A 20,780-nucleotide genomic window follows, 5' to 3' on the forward strand; every position below is an offset into this window, starting at 1 on the left:
AGGTGCTGGTGACAGCATGTCGTGCATCACTACTCCCGAATTCTGTGTTCACTGCGCGGGGCCCCGGAGCTCCGGGAGTGCCGCCAGCATCAGGCACAGACCGAAAAGTGTTGCGGGGAAGGACTGCTCGATGATGCCGAGTAGGGTGACAACGGCGCAGACGAGGAATGCCGCGTAGCGTGGCCGGTTGTGTGCGTTCCTCGGCATCGGCGTCATTTCCGTTGGGGGCGAGGTCAGGGGGTGCACAGCCCATCGTCGGTGCCCGGGGTGGTGGTGGGCGAGTGACAGTTCTCGGGAGCTGTCGTGTCGGAGACAGGGAGCCGAAAGTGTCTCGTATGCCGGAGGATTTGCGGGTGCGCCGCACTCGTGTGGCGCTGCGTAACGCGGTGATCGAGCTGGTGGAGCAGCACGGGTTCGACCGTGTCACCGTGGCGGCGATCTGCGAGCGGGCGATGGTCAGCCGCGCGGGCTTCTATCGGCATTATCGCGATAAGTATCAGCTGGTGGAGCACATCTTCGACGACGGGGCCGCGGTGCTCGTCGACGGCGCCGACGAGCCCGGCGCCGCGGACCCGGCGACCCGGTTGCGGCGGTTCTTCGATCATGTCGCCGCCCATGACCGCTGGTATCGAGTATTGCTCGGCCCCAAGGGAAGTCCGTGGTTCGCCGCGCGGGTGCACCGCAGCTTCACCGGCATGCTCGACGCGCGCCTGCGGCTCGACGAGCCCGGCGCGGACCTGGTCGCCACCGTGCTGGGCGGCATGCTCACGCACACCCTGATCTGGTGGCTCGACCACGGCCGTCCGATGTCCTCCGCCGCGCTCGCCTCGTACTGCACCGCGTTGGCGGGCGCGGTCGTCGAGCGCGCGCACCAGCTCCCCGCCGCGACGGCCGAAACGCCCACCTGCTGAACATGTTTCGGACGGCCATCGGTACGCGTCCGGCTATCCGAGTCGATCGACTGTTCGCGCCGCGGCCGCCGCGCCGGATTGGTAGCACGCTTCCAGCGACGGGCTGCACAGGTAGTCTCCGGCCAGCTCCAGCCCGGCGATATCGCTCAGCTCGTGCTGTACCTTGCCGACGAACTCGGTGTGGAAGGGCGGATAGCCGCAGTAGCCGACGGTGCACCGCCATGCCGCAACGGTTCGGCGGGTCGGCACGGGCTTGTCGAAGTGGTTCGTGAGGCGCCTTTCGGCGTCGGCGAGCCACGTCCGAAGTTGTTGCGGAGTAGGAGGTTTCGTGCCGGGCCGACCGGTGAACGTATATCGGACGAGTTCGCGCCGGTCGGTGCTCTGCACAGCGGCCGTGCGGCACGACGCATCGTCCAGGGCGAGTACGGCGAGGTCCGGGGGGAAGAGGCCGCGGTCGTATTCGACCAACGCGACGGTCGCCGGCCGGTACCGCAGCCGGGCGAGCAGCGCCGCCAGCGCCGGGAATTCGTCGGCGACCAGGTCGGCGGCGGCCCTGGCGGGTGTCGCGAGGACCACGGCGTCGTAGTTCGTTCGCCGGTGCACGCCGTCGGGATCGATGACCTCGAGGCCGCAGACGCGCCCTTTGCGGACGATCAAGCGTGTCGCCGTGGTGCTCGTCCGCAGCCGCACCCGCTGCGCGAGTGCGGCGATCACCGGCGCCAGACCGTCGCTGAGTTGCTCGAAGTCGTCGCAGACGGTGGCGGCGGTGGCGCCGAAGGAGCCCAGGTAGACGTCGTCGGGGTCGGCGCCGTGCGCCCAGGCGGTCATCGGCCGCAGCACCGCGTCGGCGATCTCCGGACCGAAATGCGCGCTCAGGGGCTTGTGGTCGCCGATCTCCGCCAGCTTCGCGAAATAGCGCGAGTCGGGTCCGCCGTCGGCGCCGCGGGCCCGTGTCATGAGGTATGTCAGCTTGGCGATGTGGTGCGGTGCCGCCCCCATGTCGATCAGGTGCCGACCGATTCGAGCCCTGACACGCGGGTCCAGGTCGTGGCCCGCGCCGTCGGACACCCGGACCGGCGGTACCGGGTACGGTTCGAGCGCGAAAGGGCCGAGCGCGCCGAGGAATTCGCGCACACCGGTGTATTTGTGCCCGATCAGTCGGGCGCCGGCCAGTACCGATCGTCCGCCTATCCGCCCCGCGCCGAACCGGCCGCCCGCGGTCGGCTGCCGTTCGATGATCTCGACTCGGCAGCCCGCTCGGTGCAACTGGAAGGCGGCGGCCGATCCGGAGATGCCACTGCCGACGACCGCGACGTCACCCGCCATGGTCAATTTCCGAGCCAGTAGTGGCGGTGGCTGAACGCATAGGTGGGCAGCGGGATTCGCCGCGCGCCGCGATGCCAGGCGGCCCAGTCCACCGCCGTGCCCGCCGCGTGTGCGCGTGCCAACGCGGTCGCGAGGACCGCGGCGTCGTCGGCCTCGTGGTCGCCGGGCGACAGCACACCGGCGGTGACGACGTCGGACGCGGCGCCCTCGACGGCGTCGCACACAACGGAAGCCGCTGCGCCGCAGCCCAAGTCGAGGAAGATCGACGCGGTCTCCGTGAGGGCCGCGGCCGCCTCCCGAACCAAGGTCTCGTCACCGGCCGTGTCTCCCTCGGCCGCGACGACCTTCTCGACCGCGTCGGACAGCGAATAGTCGCCGCGGAGATACGCCTGCGCGATCTTCCCGACTCCGGCGCCGATCGCGCGGTCGACGCGCACTCCGAGGGAACTCAGGAGTCGATGGACGGCGACGGTGGTGGCGAATGTCGCGGGCGCGGCGATATCGGTTGGCGGCGGCGGGGATTCGATATCGAAAGCCACAGTAGGCAGGTGGGGGACGGCGGTGGAGAACGCCTGGCACACCTCGTCGAAACTGTCGCGGAAGGCCGGGAACGCGGCATGGAGTCCGCGCCCGCTGCCCGGCCGCCAATGCCACTCCGGCGGGAACACCAGCACCGTCTCGGCATCCGGTGATGCCGTGCCGCGCACCACAACTGGGGAGTCGCGGTCGGCGGCGAGCGCGGCCGAGCCCTCGACCATGTCGTCGTATTCGTGTCCGATGATCAAGCCGCGGTGAGCAAGCCGCGCTCTCGTCGCCGCGAGCGAATAACCTATGTCGTCGAGTCGCGGGCGGTCCGGCTCGGTCAGCCGCTCGACGAGGCGGCCCGCCTGCGCTCGTAGTGACTGTGGTGAATGCGCCGACACCACCCACACGTACACCGGCGGTCGCGGTCGCTCGTCACAGTGTGAATCTTCTTCTGCGGGCGCCTCTTCCATGACCACGTGCGCGTTGGTGCCGGTGATGCCGAACGACGAGACCGCCGCGCGGCGCGGCCGCCCGGTGTCGGGCCAGTCCCGCTGCCGGGTAACGAGTGTGAGCCTGTCGGGCCGCCACTCGACATGCGGTGTGGGATGGTCCGCGTGGAGGGTCGGGCCGACGATCCCGTGCCGCATCGCCAGCACCGTCTTGATCATTCCGGCCACGCCCGCCGCGGCAAGCGTGTGGCCCATGTTCGATTTGATCGATCCGAGCAGCACGGGCTGCTCGCGATCGCGTCCATAGGTGTCGAGCAGGGCGTTGACCTCGATCGGATCGCCGAGCACGGTCCCGGTGCCGTGGCCTTCGACGACATCGACGTCACGGGACGAGAGACCGGCGGCACCCAGCGCGTCTTCGATCACGCGCCGCTGGGCCGGGCCGCTGGGGGCGGTGAAGCCGTTCGAGGCGCCGTCCTGGTTGACCGCGGTTCCCCGCACGAGCGCCAGCACCTGGTGTCCGTGGTGACGAGCTTGCGAGAGTCGTTCCAGCAGAAGCACTCCCACGCCCTCCGACCAGCCCGTGCCGTCGGCCGCCGCGCCGTAGGCCTTGCAGCGTCCGTCCGGCGCCATGCCGCGTTCGGTGCCGGCGGCGAACATGTCCGGGGTGGCCATGACGGTGGCGCCGGCCACCACCGCCAGCTCGGTTTCCCCCGACCGCAACGAGCCGACGGCCTGGTGGAGGGCCACCAGCGACGAAGAACAGGCGGTATCGATCGTCACCGCGGGACCCTCCAGCCCGAAGCTGTAGGCCAGCCTGCCCGAGGCCGCCGACGCGGCCACCCCCGTCATCAGAAATCCGGCCAGGCCGGCGAGCTGATCGCCCGCCAGTGGGCGGTAGCGCCCGTCCAACCGGGCGTAGGAACTGGCGAACAGGCCGACGTAGACACCGGTGTTGCTGCCGCGCAACGTCGTCGGGTCGATGCCGGCGTCCTCGAACGCTTCCCAGGTCACCTCCAGGAGTTGTCGTTGCTGCGGGTCCATGGCCAGCGCCTCGCGCGGGCTGATGCCGAAGAACCGGGCGTCGAAGTTCCCCGCGTCGTGCAAGAAGCCGCCGCGGGCGACGACGCTGTGCCGATCCGGGTCCATCCCCGCCAGGACGGCGGTATCCCAGCCGCGTGCGGTCGGGAAGCCCGTGATGACATCGCGCCGCTCGAGCACCATCTGCCACAGTGCGGCCGGTGAGTCGACGCCCCCGGGGTACCGGCATCCCATACCGATGATCGCGATCGGTTCGCGGGCGCGAACTTCCCACTGGCGCAACTTCTCTCGCGCGACGTGCAGCTTGTGCGCGGCGGTGCGCACATAGGTTCGCAATTGTTGCTCGTCAGCCATGTGATTCCCCCTCGACCGCGCTCAACGGTCTGCGGTCACGGCGGTCAGGTGCATGAACGACACGATGAACCGGCCCGATTCGGGCACCATGCACAGCAGGGTGTCGCCGGGGGAGATCATGCCCTCGGTCATCATTTCGTCGAGGATCAGATAGATGCTCGCGCTGCCGACATTCCCGACTCGGGTCAGGTTGCTGTACCAGTTCTCCTCTTTGCCGGCCCGCACGCCGCGGCGTTTGAATTCGCCGAGCAGCAGCTCTTTCATCCGCTCACTGGAGTAGTGCACGGGAAACCAGGTGACCTCGGCGGGATCGAAACGGTCTGTGCCGAGCAGGCGTTCGTATTCGGCGATACCGACATCGACCAAGTGCGGCAGCAGCGACAGTTTCTGTCGTGGCGCCATGGCCCCGTCGCGGACGGCCTCGGTGGCGGTGGCGTAATCGCCCCAGGTCTTCGCGCACTCGTTGGAGTTGCTGCCGAAGAACATGCACGCCTGTTCGGTGTTGGCGTACGAGGTGAGCGAGATCCAGTCGATGCGGAGGCTGACCCCCTGCGGGGCGGGCTCGTCACGCACGACGACGGCACCGGCGCCGTCGGAGAGCATGTAACGCAGAAACGCCGTCTCCATCGGAAGCGAACCGTTCTCGACCACGGACCGCATCTCGGCGTAGCGGGAGCTCTTGAATCCGCGGGAGGCGAATTCGCTCGCCACCACCGCCGCGGTGTTTTTCTCGCCGATAGCGACCTGCAAGTACGCGTCTTTCAACGCCATCATTCCCGAGCTGCAGATGCCGTGCGCCGTCATGACTTCCATCGGCGCGTACCCGAGTTCGCCGTGGATCATGCTGGCGTGGCCCGGGCCGAGCAGATCCGGAATCGTGGTCGCCGCTGCCAGCAGCTGCACCTCGCCGTCGGCGAGGCCCGCCCGGTCGACTGCCCGGCGCACCGCCTCGGCGGCCATCCGGGTGTTCGAGTAGACCGTGCGCTGCTCGGTGTCGATGGCATAGTGCCTGGTCTTGATGCCGCTGTTGGTGAGGATCATGTCCCGCAGGTCCGCGGACGCCAGGCCGGCGCGGCCGATGTAGTCCTCGATCTCCTCGTTCGGCACCGGCGGGCCGGGCAGGAAGTGGCCGGTGGCGGTGATGTAGGCGCTCATCCGGTCACGCTCCGGTGTTGCTCTGGTCCGCGGCCAATTTGCTCTCCAGAAGTTCGGTGAAGTCCCGGAAGGTCCGGACGCCCGCGATACGCTCGTCGTCGAGCTCGATTCCGTAGTTCTTCTTCACCAGGTCCGCGATGGCGAGCAAACCCAGCGAATCGACACCGAGTGCGGTCAACGCGGAGTGCGTCTTGATTTCCTCCGGCTCGATCCCGTAATGGGATTCGAGATACCGGAATATGTCCTGCTGAATATCTTCCGCGATCGACATGTCACACCTCGGTTCACTCTGCCGGGCCGGCTCGCTGTCGTCCTGAAGCCTGCGCCGCCAGTGTGGCACCGGGAAATGTTCGCAGTCAACAGATCGTCCCCGAATATGCTTGCGGGACAATCTATTTCGATCGGCTCAACCCCTACGCCCGCACCCCTACGGCGGGCGCGCGGCGCCTTGACCGGGTAGCGGGCGCTCCGATACGGTCCGAGCGCTCGATATTTTTTTCATTTCGGCACGGCCCCGAAGGTGGCGACGCCATGGAATCCGAATATTCATCCGAGACCCCCGCTGTCCGGCGCGCGGTCGTGTTTCACTACTCGCAGACCGGCCAGCTCACTGACACCGTCGAGGCGTTCACGCAACCTTTGCGGGCGGCCGGCTGGCAGATTCGCCGAGTCGATATCGCACCGGCGCACGGGTATCCGCTCCCGTGGTCGCTGCGCCGCTTTTTCGGCATCTTCCCGGACTGCGTGAATCCGGCCGCCGCCATCGATCTGAAGACAGCTCCGGACCAGCTGCGCACCGATCCCTCGGAGCTGGTGATCCTCGGGTATCAAATCTGGTTTCTCGCGCCCTCGCTGCCGATGCGGACATTGCTCAATCAGGGTCCGCATCTGGTAGCCGGACGAAATGTCTTGTCGTTGATCGCCTGTCGGAACATGTGGTATTCGGCGGCGCTCGAGGTGGACCGGCGACTCGGCCGACTCGGCGCGGAGCATCTCGGGGTGGTCGTCGCGACCGATACGCGTCCGCAGTTGCTCACCATCCTGAGTACGCTGCGCTGGCTGCTGCACGGCAAGCGCGACGGCGCGGTCCTGGGCCGGGCGGGCGTCACCGAGGCGGAACTCGAGCGAATTCGCCAGTGCGGCACGGCTTTCGCGCGCGGCGATACGCCGGTGTCCGGTGCCCGGGTGGTGCACCATCTCGCCGCGGCCGACCGCGCGGCCGGCCGGCTGTTCCGCTACTGGGGCGCGCTGATCCGCTCGGTGTCGCGCCGGCGGCTGCTGTCGGCGGCGGTCCTCACGGCGTTCGTCTGCTGGCTGACCGGCGCCATCGTGCTGATGCCGCTGATCGCGCTGCTGGCGCTGCCGTGGCGCCGTCGCATCGATCGGACCACGGACACCGCGCTCGCGCCCCTGACCCAGCTCCGCCGACCGCTCGGCGCATTCACCGACGCGATACCGGATTTCACGTTGCGCCGCGGACAGGACGAGGTTGCCGCCGCCGAGCTGGCCGCCGACGGCATGGCCCTGCTGTTCTGCGCCGCGTCCGGACGCGCCTGGCAGGACGCGGTCGGCTACGTCAGGATGATGGACACCACGCCGATCACCGCCGTCCCGCTCTCGCGCAGCACCGACCCGTCCGAGCCCTGCCACCGCGATCCGTCGGGTGCGGTGTTCGACACCTACGGACTGTCCGGCGGCGTCGCCGTCCTGCTCCGGGACAGCGGCACGGTCGCGTCGGTCCTCCCCGGGAGCGACCCCTACCAGGAACTCATCGGAGCGGTCCGCGTCCGGGCCCAGTCCGCGGCGAACGAGCGGTCATGACTCGATACGGTCCGAAAGTCCTGCCGCCCGTGTGGATCTCCCGTATCGCCGGATGGGCGTACACGCGGTTTCGCCGGCTGTTGTCGCGCGTCGTCCCGGCTCCTCTGGCAGTGCTGGACCTCGCCAACGGATGGCTGCCCACCCAGGCCATCTACGTCGCCGCGGCTCTGGGCATCGCCGAGATGCTGGAGGACGGCCCGCTCTCGGCCGAGGAGATCGCCCGCCGAGCCGACGCCGACCCCGGCAGTACGTATCGACTGCTGCGCGCGCTGTCCGGCTACGGCATCTTCACGCACCTGGCGTCGGATCGCTTCGCCCTCAACGCCATGGCCGAGCCGTTGCGTACCGCGTCGCGGCAGACCGTCCGGCCGCTGGTGCTCGCGTCGGGTGATCCGGTGCTGTGGGCCACCCACGGTCAACTCCTCGGCGCCGTGCGCACCGGTCGATCGGGACACGAATTGGCCCACGGCACCACCGGTTTCCGTCATCTGGAAGCGGCTCCCGAACTCGCCGCGAAATTCCACGAAACAATGCGGGTGACGACCGCGATGAGTGTGCGTCCACTGCTGACGGTGTACGACTTCGGGCAATTCGGTCGCATCGTGGACGTCGGGGGCGGCTCCGGCGAGCTGGTCGCCGCCATTCTCCGGGCACACCCGGGGCTGCGCGGCACCGTCTTCGATCTGGCGTCGGCGACCGGCCGTGCTTCCGAAACATTCAGGCGGGCAGGCGTTTCCGATCGCGGCGCCATCGAGAACGGCTCCTTCTTCGATGCCGTGCCGCCCGGCGCCGACGCCTACCTCCTCAAGAACATCATCCACGACTGGCCGGACGAGACGGCCGTGGAAATCCTGCGCTCGGTGCGCTGCGCCCTGCGTCCGTCCGGCCGATTGCTCCTGATCGAGTGCGTGGTGCCGAGCGATCGCAACCGGCCGCACTTCAGCCACTGGCTCGATCTCCAAGTGATGCTCACCATCGGAGGCCGCGAACGCACCCGCGACGAATACGCGGAACTGTTGGCACAGGCGCAATTTCGGATAGACCGGATCGTTCCGACCATCACCCCGCTGTCCGTCGTGGAAGCCGTCCCGATCTGACCGGCGGGCGTGGCGGGTGTCAGCCGGTCGTACTCAGCCGGAACCGTAGTTCGGTGCGCCTGCGTACCTGCAACTTTCGGTAGACCCGCGTGAGGTGCTGTTCCACCGTGCTGGTGGTGATTCCCAGGGTGACGGCGATATCGCGGTTGCGCAGACCACGCGAGGCCAATTCCGCCACCCGCTGTTCGGCTTCGGTCAGGTTCTGGTTCGTCGATTCCGGTCTGGGTATCGGCGGCTCGCCGACGAGCCGCCGGACCAGTGGTTCCGCGCGGCATTGCCGCGCCAATCGCACCGCCGATCGTCGGATCGCCTGCGCGGGATCGGATTCGCCGGTCGATTCGAGAGCCTCCGCCAGATCGGCCAGTGCGGTGGCATGTTCCAGACGGTCGTCGGCGTGCCGCGCGATCCATTCGGCACGGCGCAGCAGTGGAATACGATCCGGCGGCGGGAGTGTGGCCGCGAGCAGTCGCAGCGACACCCCGGCGCTCGGATGTCCGTGCACCGTACCCACGTGGCGCAGATGCTGCTCGGCCGCCGCCCGTGCCCGAGCCGGCTCGCCGGCGTGCAGGAAACCGAGCGCCAGGTCGTTGCGCCAGGCCACCAGTCCGGCGATATCCAATTCCCAGCGGCGCATCAGGGCGCCGCCGAGTTCGAAGTCCGTCAAGGCATCCTCGACGCGGCCCGTCGCCAATGCCAGATGCCCTCGCGCGTGCAGGTACGGCAATGCCAGGCGGGACTCGAACACGCTCAACGGCACGTCGCGATCCAATTGGAGATAGGCCTGCTCGTATTCGCCCGCGACAGTGAGTGCTCGCACGTGGTAGGCCAGCGGCCGCGCCACGAGCATGCCTTGGTTGGCGGCCGGGACCTGATTCAATGCGCGCACCGCGCATTCGGCCGCCGTCTCGACATCGCCTTGCCGCACCGCGATCTCGGCCCGCAGGCCGGCGAAGATCGCACGCCACGTAGGGGACGAGCGCGCGACGGCCTCGGCCGACACCGCATCGCACCACGCCGCGGCGACATCGAGATCACCGGCATAAATCAGCGCCTCCAGCGCGGCGCTCAATGCCTCGACAGTGCCGGAATCCAACCGAAATCGCGACAGCAGGCGATGCGCCACGATCGTCGCCGCGGAACCCGCGCCGTCCGCCAATGCCGCGACCAATTGCGTGGCGAGCGGATACACCGTGCCGGTCTCCGGCGCGCTGGGAATCGGCCGCGATTCGCTCCGTACCGATTTCGCCGACGATTCCGGATAGGTGTAGCCGACCCACTCCCGCAGAAAGGCGGACTCCGCGTCCGGAGCAGCCCGTTCCAGCAACTCCATTGCGGTCCAGGCGTCGTCGATGCGGTCGTGCCACAACAGGAACCGCACCGCGCTGCCCAGTGACAGCGACGGCAGCGTGCCCGCCCGGACCGCCGCGTGGACGCGGGCGAAATTCCGGGTGGCCGCGGACGGATTGACCCGCCACTCCACCGTGGTCTGCAGCGCGGCCAGCGCCGCTCGCTCCTCGGTATGGGTGGCGATCCGGTAGGCGGCGTCGAGGTATTCGGCGGCACGACCGATCCGATCCAGGACGAGCGCTTGCTCGGCGGCGCCGCGCAAAACCTTTGTCGCCCAGGGATAGCGCGGGCCGCCCGCCCACAGCAGCTGGTCCGCGACGGGCATCGGTTCCGCGCGGTCCCGATACAGCACGACGGCAGCCGCTTCGTGAAGACGCCGCCGTCTCTCCCACCGCATCGCGTGCCGGACGAATTGTGCGAGTTCACAATCCCGCAGTCGTAATCCGTCCAATACGCCGTCGGTCTCGAGAATATTCACAATCCGTTGCACCGCCGAGGTCTCGACGGACAGCACCGCTGCAATGCGCTCTAGGGAAACATTCTGATCGAGTATTGCAATCGCCTCGGTTACGGCGGTGAATTCACCGCCGAGTTCGAGCAGCCTCCGATGCACCTCCGATGCGGCCACCCGGTCCCCGACCGGGGCATACTGCGTGGTAGTGGGCGTGGTCGCCGGGCCGTCGGCACCCGCGTTCTCGAAGTCGACATGCATCAGCCGCTCCCCCTTCTGATGCCCGAACCTGCCGGACTCGTCGAGGCATTCGGGAAATATTGTGATGTGAGCGACAGCGCTGTCGCGGTAAGCCTGCGGCACCGAATTTTCCGATGAGCACGCGGCTACGCAACAAGAACTCGATTCCTCAGATAACCGGAGCCCGCGCTCGATTGTCAACCTGAGATTCGCGACATCGGCACCGATAGGGGGTCCCGATTTTCTGAACGGGGGAGGGCGCGGTTCGCCGCGATATCGGTTTACCGGTTGTCGTACGCGGCCACGTCGACCGGTGTGGCCGCGGCTGCCGTCTCGCCGGTGCCGTCAGGAAGCGCTTCGCGGTGCGTCACCGGCCTTGTGGGTGGTGCGGGGATCACGGTCGTCGTTCGGGCGGACGGTGATGACGATTTTGCCGCGGGCGTGGCCGGTTTCGAGGGCGCGGTGGGCGGTCGCGATGTCGTCGAGGGGGTGGGCGGCGTCGACGATCGGGTGGAGTTCGCCGGTGTCGACGTGATCGGCGAGGGTGATCAGGTCGGCGCGGCGGGGACGGATCGCGGTCAGCCGGATGCGGGGGCCGAGAGTGAGCAGCGAGAGTGCTGCGGGGCCGAGGGCGGTGGGACTGAGCGACAGGATGCGCCCGCGCCGGTGCAGCAGGCGGCGGTAGGTGGGGAGATGGGAGCCGTGGCAGTCGAGCACCGCGTCGAACGGGCCGGTGAGGGTGGTGGGGTCGGTGTAGTCGGCGACGTGGGTGGCGCCGAGCGCGCGACACAACTCGTGGTTGGCGGGGCCGGCCAGGGCGGTGACGGTGACGCCGGTGGCGGCGGCGAGCTGGATGGCGGTGCTGCCGACGCCGCCCGCCGCGCCGACGATCAGAAGCCTGTGCCCGGCACGGACTTTCAGGATCGCGTGTAGTGCGCGCAGGGCGGTGACGCCGACGCTCGGAAGCGCTGCCGCCTGGCGGAGGTTGAGGGCGGCCGGTGCGGGGGAGAAGGTGTCGGTTCCCGCGGTGATGTAGTCGGCGAGCGAGCCGGTGCGCCCGGTGGGGTCGGCGAGGAATCCCCACACCCGCTGCCCGATCGCGGCGTCGGTGACCTTGCCGCCGACCGCGGTGATCTCGCCGGTGAAGTCGAGACCGCTGCGTTTGGGGAACCGCCGGCGCGAGACCAGCTTCATCTGCCCCGCACGGATTTTGACGTCGGCGGGATTGACCGCGGCGGCGTGGACGCGGATCAGCACCTCTCGTGGGCCCGGGCGGGGACGCGGGACCCGGCGGACGCACAACACCTCGGGTCCGCCGTAGCGGTCGTATTCCACCGCCCGCATGGTGTCGGCCGCCGCGATACCGGTGACGCGCGGAGACGGGATGGTCGTGTCGGTCATGTCGAAAACCTCTTCGGGACAGGTCGTTTCGATCGGGCGTGCTGTACCGACGATCGTGCTGTCCGGGCCGAGGAGCGGCCAGTGACAACCCGGGCGATCCGTCTCGTTACCGACAGGGAGCCGTCATTGTCACGTATCGAGAATCTGCCGGATAGCGTCGTCGCCGACGAGCCGCTCGCGGCTGCGCCGAATGTCCCGGAGCTCCCGGAAACCTAGGCGTCGGAAACCGGTGGGACGGTCAGGAGGGTGTGGTAGGTGGCCGTGTCGGGGGGTTCACCGACGGGGCGGCCCTCTGCCTCGACCCAAGCGTGTGCCGCAGTGGGTGCGGTACGTACTCCGGTGCACCAGGTCGGCCAGGTGCCGGTGAGGCGGCACAGCACTGCGGTGGCGAGGGAACGTTGCAGGCAGTACCGGCCGGCGCACCGGGTACTGACCGCGGTGACGGCCTCGCGTGCCCGGAGCGCTCGGGCGTGGTCGGCGGGTGCGGCGCCGCGACGCAGGAGGGTCAGCACCGCGCGGAGGCGGCGTGGGGAAAGTCGCGCGAGGACTCGCGCGACTGCGACGGCGATGTAGGGGCCGACGCGTCGCGACAGCGGCGGCGGAGTGGCCGCGGCCAGGATCTGATCGTGGTTCATGAGGATTCGACGAGGTCGGCGCGGGCCAGCTGGGTCAGAAGGTCGGCGACGTCGGCCGCCGCGCGCTCGCGGGCGACCGGCCGGGATTCGGTCAGTCGGCGGACCACCTCGTCCTCGGCGACACCGTCCAGCAGGGCGGCGAGGATCTCGGTGCCGGTCGGGTTGAGCTGCCAGTATCGGCCGTTTCGTTCGTCGAGGAGAATCGTGCCGTCTGGCGTAGCGCACAGACTGACGTCGTCGCGGAGTCGGTTCATTTCCAGGCGCTCCTTCGCGGCCGTCCGTGGATCGTGGGGGTGTCGGTGCGGGATAGGTAGGTGGGGACGGGGTGCGCGGCGAGATCGCGTAGCCATTCCTCGGCCCCCAATGTGTTGTCCAGCTGAGTGAAGCCGCCGGTGAGCATGGCCGGACCGGCGACCGCGCGGCGCAGTGCGGGTGCGTCGACCAGGCCCCTGGCGGCGAGGCGGGAATCCTCGGCCCAATCCATGAGTTCGCGGCGATGCGCCCGCAGGCCCCGGAACCATTCTTCGGTGCAGTGATCCTTGGTGCTGCGGTGCAGAATTCGCGGCGGGACGATGCCCCGCATGGCCGCGGCGAGCAACGGTTTGTACGACCACGGGTCGCGCGCGTGTTCGGGGAGAACGCTCAGGCAGGCGTTCACAATGGAGTCGTCGCAGAACGGGCTGTCGGTGTCGAGGCCGGTCTGCTCGGAGATCTGGGCGAGAACCCGGGCTCCTCGACCGGCTTCCCGGATCTGATGTATCCAGGCATGTCTTCCGCGATCGTCCGACAAAGGTGTCGCCTCGCCCGCGGCGGAACGCAGGAGTTTCCCGAGCATGCGGGCGGCGTCCTCGTCGGCCCACGGCGGCAGCCGGAATCTCTCACCCCATTCGCCCGGCGTCGATGCGATATCGGTATCCCGCAGTCGGCCATTCGCCGCGAGAAGCCAGCGGGAGTAGGTGCTCCGAGAGGCCGACAGGCGAATGCTCGCGCCCAGGCTCCAGCGGCCGCGCGCCCGCAATCCGGTGAGGTGCCGCAGCGCCGCCAGTGGACGGCGGCGCAGGAATCCGTGCACATACTGGGCTGGTGGCACGACGAGATAGTCACCGCCGTGACCGGTCAATCGGAGCGAGGCGCCTCGCGCGACCATGAGTTCGGCTATCGCGCGCTGCTGCGCACGGTCGCGGACGATGCCCATGGGTTCATCCGCGGGAGGGTGGCGATGAGCCGAATCCGCGAGAAACTCGGGCAATTCGAGCGATGGAAAGACGAGCCGTTCGACCCCGGGCAGATGTTCGGCGGCGTATTCGGCATAGGCGTGGTCCTCGTTGCCCGGAGCCGACCAGTGCAGAGAGGCGGTGACCAGGCGAGCGCCGGCCTGTGCGGCGAGGAAGCACACCGACGTCGAATCCATTCCGCCCGACAGATCCGCGCCGACGACCTCTCCCGGACGGACCCGCAACGCCACCGCCTCGCGCAGGGCGCGGCGCAGTGCGGCGGCGCCCTGATCGAATCCCGCGTCGGCGGGCGGGGGCCGCCACCACCGCGTCGTCCGATGTGTCCCCTCACGTGCGAGCAGTAGCGCGTCATCGGGTGCGACGGCGTGCACTCCCCGCCACATCGCGCGGCCGCTCAATGGATAGGGCAGCACGGGATAAGCGAGGTGAGCCGCCAATTGCCGGTCGTCCACGTCGGCGTCGATCAACCAGGCCAAGGTGCGCGCCCGGTCCGCGCCCACGGTCACACCGTCGACCGTGGCGTGGAAGCACCTGCGTGAGCCCGACGCCGACCCACGGAGATAACAACTGCCGTCCATGGAAGCGAGCAGATGGTAGCTGCCGGAAAGGGCCTCGGCAGCCGTTTCCACGTCGGCCGGGCCGCGCACTCGGCGCACGCGCGTTTCGAGTTCGGCGGGCGAAGCGGAGGACTTGCCGAAGACGGCCAGGACCGAATTTCCGGCCCGCGCCACCGTCACTTGATCGTCGCGCCAATTGCCGAGCAACCAGGGCCGTCCGGACGGATGCGGAATCGCCCGGTCGGCCCGCGAGCGCAGCCGCGCGAGCGTGTCGCCGATTCGGATGTCCGGCACGCAGACGAACCAGCATGGCGTTTCGTCGCGCATGATCGATCTCCCTTGCGCAGAAAGGCGAATGGCCCGGGACCGGTGCGGCCACGGGCCACCGCGGCACACGAACTAGTAGTTGGAGCCCCAGGCGCTCGGGTAGCCCTCGATGATCACGTAGCTCGCACCCTGTGTCACCTCGGCGAACTTCCCGACCTCCACGAGCATCGGCGGTTCGTACACGGTGTCGTCGTCGAATCTCCGGACGGAATCCATTGCGGTACCTCGATTCTGTCGATGCCTGCTCCGAACGTTCCGTGCCGTTCGAAGCCCGGCCACGCTAAGGCCGGGCGGCCGGGAGGGGTCCCGCGCCCGAGGTGAGGTGTCGCGTTTTTGCAATCGCGGACGGTGGTGGTGCTGCGAGGCTGGTCGCCAGTTGTTCTGTTGCGGAAGGAAAGCTCATGGCAGTCGCTACGTTGAAGATGCTCACCCTGGACAGTGCCGACGCGCGGCGAGACGCGGAGTTCTGGGCGGCGGCGCTCGGCTGGGAGATCGCGCACGCGCAGGCGGAGTACGCCATGCTCACCGGTCCGGATCACGCCCTCGGGTTCGGCACCGTCGCGGATTATCAGGCGCCCGCCTGGCCGAACGAGAACGGCACCAAGCAGTTCCACCTGGATCTGGCGGTCGAAGACCTCGAGATGGCCAGTAAGCAGCTGGTCGAGCTGGGCGCTACGGTGCCGGAGTTTCAGCCGGGCGAGACCTGGCGGGTGCTGCTCGACCCGAGCGGCCACCCGTTCTGCCTTACGCTCGCCGCCAACTGGGGTTAGACCAGGGGGTCGCGCTAGAGGTGCGCATCGTGGGCGAGGCGCACCGATAGAAATACCGCACAGTCGGTACAGGATGAGTCCGGCGGGCGGCAGCCCCATGAATTCGGGGCGAGGTGGGCACATTCTGCGTGGGTACGGTGGATCTCACCGCCGAAGCCCGAGGTCGGGGGTACGCCGTCGGACTCCGCGGTGCCCAATCATTCTCGTCAGATCGGAGTTGCCCCATGCGATTCGTGGGCTTGCTCGCTCTCGGCGCCGCCGCGACACTCACTGCGGTCGCGTACGCCGACGCCGCCGGACCGGACACCACCGCCGCACCGGCGCCGACCGTCACCGTCGCACCGCCCACGACCGACCCGACCACCGTCGCACCGCCGACCACCACTGTCGCGCCGCCGACGACGACCGTGGTGCCGCCGACCACGACCGTGGCGCCCACGACGACCGTCGAACCGCCGACCACCATCTCACGGTCCCCGGAAACGACGACTACCACGCCGCCCCCGCCGGCACGGGAAGGGTTCTACTGCGGCAACGGATTTCGCGGATACGAAGTGCGCGCGGACTACATCCCGTGCGATACGGCCCGCCAGGTGACCGACGCTTATGCCGCCGAGTACCCGCGCTGGGCCTCCGGCGTCGTGATCACTGTCTCGGCGGCCGGGGCGAGCTGGGATTGCAGGCAGCGGTTCGACTTCGACGAGGACTATCAGGAGTGCGTGAACAGCGCACGCCCGGCCCAGCGCGCACTGCTGTACTCGGAGTTCGGATTCGCCGGGGCGGGGACGGGTTCGTCGGGCCGATAACGCCCCGCGCCGCATTCGCGGCCGGTCGGCTCAGCCCTGCACGACTACGTCGTACACGCTCGCGCCCCCGTTCGGGCACCAGACCGACACTTTCCGCGGTCCGGGAGGCACGTTGTCGTACAGACCGGATCCTTCCACCCGGGCGACAGCCTGCCCAAAGCCGGGTCAGGCGGTCGCGTCGAGGGTGGCGCGGGCTGTGGTGACGGTGGCTGCGGCTGCTGAGCAGGCGTCGTCGACGGTTCGGCGGCCGAGCCCGCATGCGGTGGCTACACCGTAAGCGGTACGCCCCGAAGCGTTTTCGAAGAGTTCCAATGCCCGGATGCTGTCGTCGACAGCGTCGGGGCTGACGACACCGGCGATGAGTTGCCAGTCGGGATCGAGTCGCCGCAGTGGACGGTAGAACGCCGGGTCCAGCGGCGCCGGGTCGGCTCCGTAGGCGCAGGGGACGTGCACGACCGGCAGCGGCACTTCGCGCTGACGCAGCAGCCGGGAGACCCGGCCGAGCAAGTCGACCACCGGCCCCAGGCTGTCGGGTGTGAGGAGGTTCTTGTGTTTGTGGTCGCCGTAGCACAGGTGCAGGGTCGTGGCCGCGCCGATCTCGTGGGTGCGGGCGAGGAAACCGCCGAGCTGGCGGGCGAGCAGCGGCCCGAACGACCACTGGGACCGCAGCCGCGCGGCCTTCACCATGCCGAGTGTCGCGATGGGCGACTCCACCTGCCATATCACCCGATCCCCGTATCGAGCTGTCACCTCGGACATTTCCTGTAGCACCGCGGCGGTGAACACCGGCAGCTGCCGCAGGGCGGCGACGACCACATTGAGGTTGCGGACCGCGGGCGCCACCGGCAGGCCGAGCGAAACCGCCGCGCCGGCGAAAACGTAGAGTGCCAAATCCAAGGGATTGGGCTGGCTGATCTGTACTCGCTTGTCCGCCAACTCCGGCCGATCCCGCTGCAGCGCTTCGAATTCCGAGACGATGGCACCGATTCGCTGCACGCGCCCCATCGCCACATCACGTGGTTCCAGGACGTGGCCGGGCCGCACACCGTAGCTGCGCATATCGCTGTAGTCGGCATAGTCACCGGGGCGGAGGACTTCGAAGGCCTCGCGGTTCTCGAGAGCGCGCAGATAGCCGACGACCCAGCCCGCGTCGAGGTCGCGCGGCACCGCGGTCAGCGGCCAGCCGGCACTGCGATCGGCGAACCACTCCAGGATTTCTCGATCGCCCGTCATCAGTGCCTCGGGCAGGCTACCGACGAAATGCGCGTACCTGGTCACAGCGGCTCCGCTCGCTCGATCGGCCGCGGAGAACCGGCGGGTATCGCTACGACGACGCTCGTCCTGCGGCGCGATGTGTGGACGAGCGGATCGTATGCCGGTCCGCGGGCGGGCGGTTCGCCGTGGCTGGGAAGGTAATCACCGCTCACCAGCGGCGCCGGGAGTGCTGCTCCGGTCCCGACAGCTTCAGGATCGGCTCAGCGAGGCCGCCTCGCGCTGCCACGAGAGCAGTGTCTGTTCCCACGTGTGGTGTATCCGGTCGAGGCCGGGGAGTCCGGCGCTGGCTCGGAAGCATGCGCTGGCGGTGTCTCCGTTGACGAGGAGGAGCACGCTCAGCGGGAGGCCGCCGAGGGTGGTGGTGATCGGGTCGATCGCGGTGACAGGGTCGCCGTGCAGCGCGAGGGCATGGCGCAGAACGACATTCGACACCGAGGTCGGAGCGCGGCGCGGGGTCGAGAGCGCGGAGAAGGTCGCGCGCATGGCCCATGCGGGCGTGGTGTCGAAGTTGCGGCGCAACGCTGCCCGGACGGTGGGCGACTTCAACGGCACGGTGGCGTCGACGGTGCCGGCGAGCCGTTTGTCGAAGGGGAGCGGCGTTCCGGGCAGCCGGAGGTAGGAGATGGATGTTCTGTTGCCCGCCAGCGCGACCTCGTCCGGGCGGCGCACGTTGGCCGACACCAGGAACGGCATGTCGGGCAGGTCGGCGCCGCCGCGCACCTCGCTCTGCCAGTCGGCGAGCACGTGGGCGAGCGCCGCGACGTACACGTCGTTGCGGGTGCAGTCGAAAGCGCGGGCGATGTCGGTGAGCGTATCGGTGGGCACGCGGCTCCAGGCGAATCCGACCTCGTGGGTGGGCCGGCACCCGGGCACATCCCAGGTGCCCATGCCGCGGAGGCTCCGCAGATCCGTTGCGAGGCACTGCATTCGCGTGCGGATCGACGCACGCGGAGACTGCGCGAAGCCGTGATACGCCGCCGACGATTCGCTCTCGGGGACGCCGGGCGCGAACAGCGACTCCAGTGTGCGAAGCATGCCCGCGCCGTCCTGCGCGCTGTGGTGCACCAGATACAGCAGGGCGTATCGATCCGGCGCGTAACCACGTAGCAACCACATCCGCCAGTGCGGCGCGTCCTCCGGCAGCGGCGTCTTCGCCAGCTCGACGACGGCCTGCTCCAGCTCTTCCGCCACGGGCACAACGTGTTCGGCGACGTGGCCGTTCAGGTCCACCTCGTCGACCACCGACCAACGCCGCGCTCCCCGCGGTATCCAGGCCGCCAAAGCCGGGAGCGCGGCCAGCCGGCTCGCGATGTGCTCACGAATGTCACCCAGCTGCGGCGGTTGCCCGTCGAAGTGCAGAACCGCGCCGATATTCAGCTGAATTTCGGAAGAGACCAAACCACGTAGCGTCCGATCCATTGCCGTAGTAGGCATGTCGAGGGTGCTCATCCTGCGGTTCCCTTCCAATCTGCGGCTTCGGCGGCAGCGCCGCGTCCACGGCAGCTTTCCACAGCGTCGGGGCGGCCGCAACGCGTGTGGTTGTATATCGTTGAGCGGCAGCCGATTCGCCGATATCGGAGGTGCCGGGCGTGGGTTCGGCGGCGTTGCCGCGCGGGGAGCCGCTGGCCAGGCAGCCGGTGGCTGCGCCGATCCGCCGGGGGAACAGGAAGATTGGCACAACTACGCGGCGGACAGTAGGCTGCTCGGCGCAGCGGCACATGTTCGGCGGCCGAAAGCGGGAATGCGTGAATGCCCGCGTCCCCAGCAGACACGAATATGCGGAGTCCCATTCTTGAGTACCACACAGCCTCGGCCGAAAATCTCGGCCTGCCCGGTCGTCCACGGCTCACCGATAGCCTCCGAAGGCCCGCGGGTACCGCTCCACTCACCGGAATTTGCTGCGGATCCGCACCGCGCTTACGACGAAATGCGGAGAACGTACGGCTCTTTGGCTCCGGTCGAACTCGCGCCGGGCGTGCCGGCCACATTGGTGGTCGGGTACACCACCGCGCTCCGAATCCTCAACGATCCCGAACACTTCCCCGCCGACCCACGCGTCTGGCAGCAGAACATTCCGGCCGACTGCCCCGTCCGGCCACTGATGGAGTGGCGCCCCAACGGAACTCGGAACGACGGGGCGGTGCTCCAGCGCTACCGGCAGGCAATTACCGGAAGTATCAAAGCGGTAGATCTCTACACTCTCGATGCCACCGTGGAGAAGATCGCCATCCCGCTGATCAACGGCTTCTGCCAGACCGGTGCCGCCGATCTGATCAGCCAGTACGCGCTGCCGCTCGCATTCGCGGTCACCGATTCCATGCTCGGCTGCCCGCCGGAGATCGGACAGCGAGTCGCCTCGGGCATGGTCGCGATCCTCGAAGGAACCGATGCCGAAGCGGGCAACACGATGATCGCCGAGGCCCTGCTGGAACTGCTGGCCCTCAAACGGTCCGAGCCCGGCAACGACATCACCTCGCTGCTGCTCCAGCACCCCGCCGAACTCGACGACTTGGAGATCATTCACCAGCTGACGAGTTTCTACGGCGGAATCGAATTGGAACAGAACCTGATCGGCAACACCCTGCTGCTGATCCTCTCCGACGAACGCTTCGGCGGAAGCGTCGTCGGGGGAAACCTGTCCACCCGCGACGCGCTCGACGAAGTCCTGTTCGACAATCCGCCGCTGGCGAACCAGCTCACCACCTATCCCCGTCAGCCGGTCCTCATCGATGACGTCTGGCTGCCCGCACATCAGCCGATCGTCATCAGCATGGCCGCCTGCAACAACGACCCCGCGATCCGCACCGGGAATCTCACCGGCAATCGCTCGCACCTGGCGTGGGGCATCGGGCCACACGCCTGCCCGGCGCAGTCGCTGGCCTACCTGATCGCTCAGGGCGCGGTCGATCAACTTCTCGACGCGCTGCCCGACATCCGGCTGGTCGTATCGGCCGACGTGCCGGCCTGGCGGCCCGGCCCCTTCCACCGCGCTCTGGCGGCCCTGCCGGTCACCTTCCCTCCCTCTGTTCCGTTGCGCGGGTAGACGTTCGAGCGCAG

At 68.6% G+C, this 20,780-nt stretch carries 18 protein-coding genes; 6 read left to right on the forward strand and 12 right to left on the reverse strand.

Annotated features, from left to right (window positions below; all coding sequences use genetic code 11):
- Positions 1-335: 335 nt before the first annotated feature.
- A complete protein-coding gene (locus tag IU476_RS26415) occupies positions 336-911 on the forward strand; it encodes a TetR/AcrR family transcriptional regulator (RefSeq protein ID WP_195104480.1) in 576 nt (191 codons plus the stop codon).
- 33 nt (positions 912-944) lie between these two features.
- Here the strand turns inward: IU476_RS26415 and IU476_RS26420 are convergent, their stop codons facing one another.
- Genes IU476_RS26420 through IU476_RS26435 form a run of 4 tightly spaced genes read right to left on the reverse strand, consistent with a single transcriptional unit; the run spans position 945 to position 6,032 of the window.
- Entirely contained in the window at positions 945-2,237 is a 1,293-nt protein-coding gene (locus IU476_RS26420; RefSeq protein WP_195104481.1) for an FAD-dependent oxidoreductase, read from the reverse strand.
- 2 nt (positions 2,238-2,239) lie between these two features.
- Entirely contained in the window at positions 2,240-4,606 is a 2,367-nt protein-coding gene (locus tag IU476_RS26425; protein WP_195104483.1) for a type I polyketide synthase, read from the reverse strand.
- 21 nt (positions 4,607-4,627) lie between these two features.
- A complete protein-coding gene (locus IU476_RS26430; RefSeq protein WP_195104485.1) occupies positions 4,628-5,761 on the reverse strand; it encodes a 3-oxoacyl-[acyl-carrier-protein] synthase III C-terminal domain-containing protein in 1,134 nt (377 codons plus the stop codon).
- 4 nt (positions 5,762-5,765) lie between these two features.
- Complete coding sequence (locus IU476_RS26435) at positions 5,766-6,032, reverse strand: acyl carrier protein (RefSeq protein WP_195104487.1); 267 nt, start codon at positions 6,030-6,032, stop codon at positions 5,766-5,768.
- Positions 6,033-6,292: 260 nt separating this feature from the next.
- Between IU476_RS26435 and IU476_RS26440 the strand changes: the two genes are divergently transcribed.
- Positions 6,293-7,582, forward strand: a complete 1,290-nt coding sequence (locus tag IU476_RS26440; RefSeq protein ID WP_195104489.1) for a hypothetical protein — start codon at positions 6,293-6,295, stop codon at positions 7,580-7,582.
- Positions 7,579-8,679, forward strand: coding sequence for a methyltransferase (locus IU476_RS26445; protein WP_195104490.1), 1,101 nt, complete (start codon positions 7,579-7,581; stop codon positions 8,677-8,679). The genes IU476_RS26440 and IU476_RS26445 overlap by 4 nt, the downstream gene beginning before the upstream one ends.
- Positions 8,680-8,698: 19 nt before the next feature.
- Here IU476_RS26445 and IU476_RS26450 read toward each other — a convergent pair whose 3' ends face one another.
- The 6 genes from IU476_RS26450 to IU476_RS26475 all read right to left on the reverse strand — a co-directional run bounded on the left by IU476_RS26450 (position 8,699) and on the right by IU476_RS26475 (position 15,088).
- Positions 8,699-10,918: a helix-turn-helix transcriptional regulator gene (locus tag IU476_RS26450; RefSeq protein ID WP_195104493.1), complete on the reverse strand. Its 2,220-nt coding sequence runs from the start codon at positions 10,916-10,918 to the stop codon at positions 8,699-8,701.
- A 144-nt stretch (positions 10,919-11,062) separates the two neighbouring features.
- The gene (locus IU476_RS26455) at positions 11,063-12,118 is read right to left on the reverse strand and encodes an NAD(P)-dependent alcohol dehydrogenase (RefSeq protein WP_195104494.1); all 1,056 of its coding nucleotides are present in this window, start codon (positions 12,116-12,118) and stop codon (positions 11,063-11,065) included.
- Positions 12,119-12,330: 212 nt separating this feature from the next.
- Positions 12,331-12,753, reverse strand: coding sequence for a lasso peptide biosynthesis B2 protein (locus IU476_RS26460; protein WP_195104496.1), 423 nt, complete (start codon positions 12,751-12,753; stop codon positions 12,331-12,333).
- On the reverse strand, positions 12,750-13,007 hold the full coding sequence (locus IU476_RS26465; RefSeq protein ID WP_195104498.1) for a lasso peptide biosynthesis PqqD family chaperone: 258 nt from the start codon (positions 13,005-13,007) through the stop codon (positions 12,750-12,752). The genes IU476_RS26460 and IU476_RS26465 overlap by 4 nt, the downstream gene beginning before the upstream one ends.
- Positions 13,004-14,872, reverse strand: a complete 1,869-nt coding sequence (locus tag IU476_RS26470) for an asparagine synthase-related protein (RefSeq protein ID WP_195104500.1) — start codon at positions 14,870-14,872, stop codon at positions 13,004-13,006. The genes IU476_RS26465 and IU476_RS26470 overlap by 4 nt, the downstream gene beginning before the upstream one ends.
- 72 nt (positions 14,873-14,944) lie before the next feature.
- The gene (locus IU476_RS26475; RefSeq protein ID WP_195104502.1) at positions 14,945-15,088 is read right to left on the reverse strand and encodes a lasso RiPP family leader peptide-containing protein; all 144 of its coding nucleotides are present in this window, start codon (positions 15,086-15,088) and stop codon (positions 14,945-14,947) included.
- 185 nt (positions 15,089-15,273) lie between these two features.
- On the opposite strand from IU476_RS26475, the gene IU476_RS26480 reads away from it, so the two are divergent.
- A complete protein-coding gene (locus tag IU476_RS26480; protein ID WP_195104503.1) occupies positions 15,274-15,642 on the forward strand; it encodes a VOC family protein in 369 nt (122 codons plus the stop codon).
- Between the two features lie 224 nt (positions 15,643-15,866).
- On the forward strand, positions 15,867-16,448 hold the full coding sequence (locus IU476_RS26485; RefSeq protein ID WP_195104504.1) for a hypothetical protein: 582 nt from the start codon (positions 15,867-15,869) through the stop codon (positions 16,446-16,448).
- 165 nt (positions 16,449-16,613) lie between these two features.
- Here IU476_RS26485 and IU476_RS26490 read toward each other — a convergent pair whose 3' ends face one another.
- Positions 16,614-17,726 (reverse strand): hypothetical protein, encoded by a 1,113-nt coding sequence (locus IU476_RS26490; RefSeq protein WP_195104505.1) that lies wholly within the window; start codon positions 17,724-17,726, stop codon positions 16,614-16,616.
- Positions 17,727-17,912: 186 nt separating this feature from the next.
- A complete protein-coding gene (locus IU476_RS26495) occupies positions 17,913-19,121 on the reverse strand; it encodes a wax ester/triacylglycerol synthase domain-containing protein (protein WP_195104506.1) in 1,209 nt (402 codons plus the stop codon).
- Between the two features lie 550 nt (positions 19,122-19,671).
- On the opposite strand from IU476_RS26495, the gene IU476_RS26500 reads away from it, so the two are divergent.
- Positions 19,672-20,766, forward strand: a complete 1,095-nt coding sequence (locus tag IU476_RS26500) for a cytochrome P450 family protein (RefSeq protein ID WP_438944073.1) — start codon at positions 19,672-19,674, stop codon at positions 20,764-20,766.
- Positions 20,767-20,780 lie beyond the last annotated feature (14 nt).

This window comes from Nocardia blacklockiae (assembly GCF_015477355.1).
Taxonomy (GTDB): domain Bacteria; phylum Actinomycetota; class Actinomycetes; order Mycobacteriales; family Mycobacteriaceae; genus Nocardia; species Nocardia blacklockiae.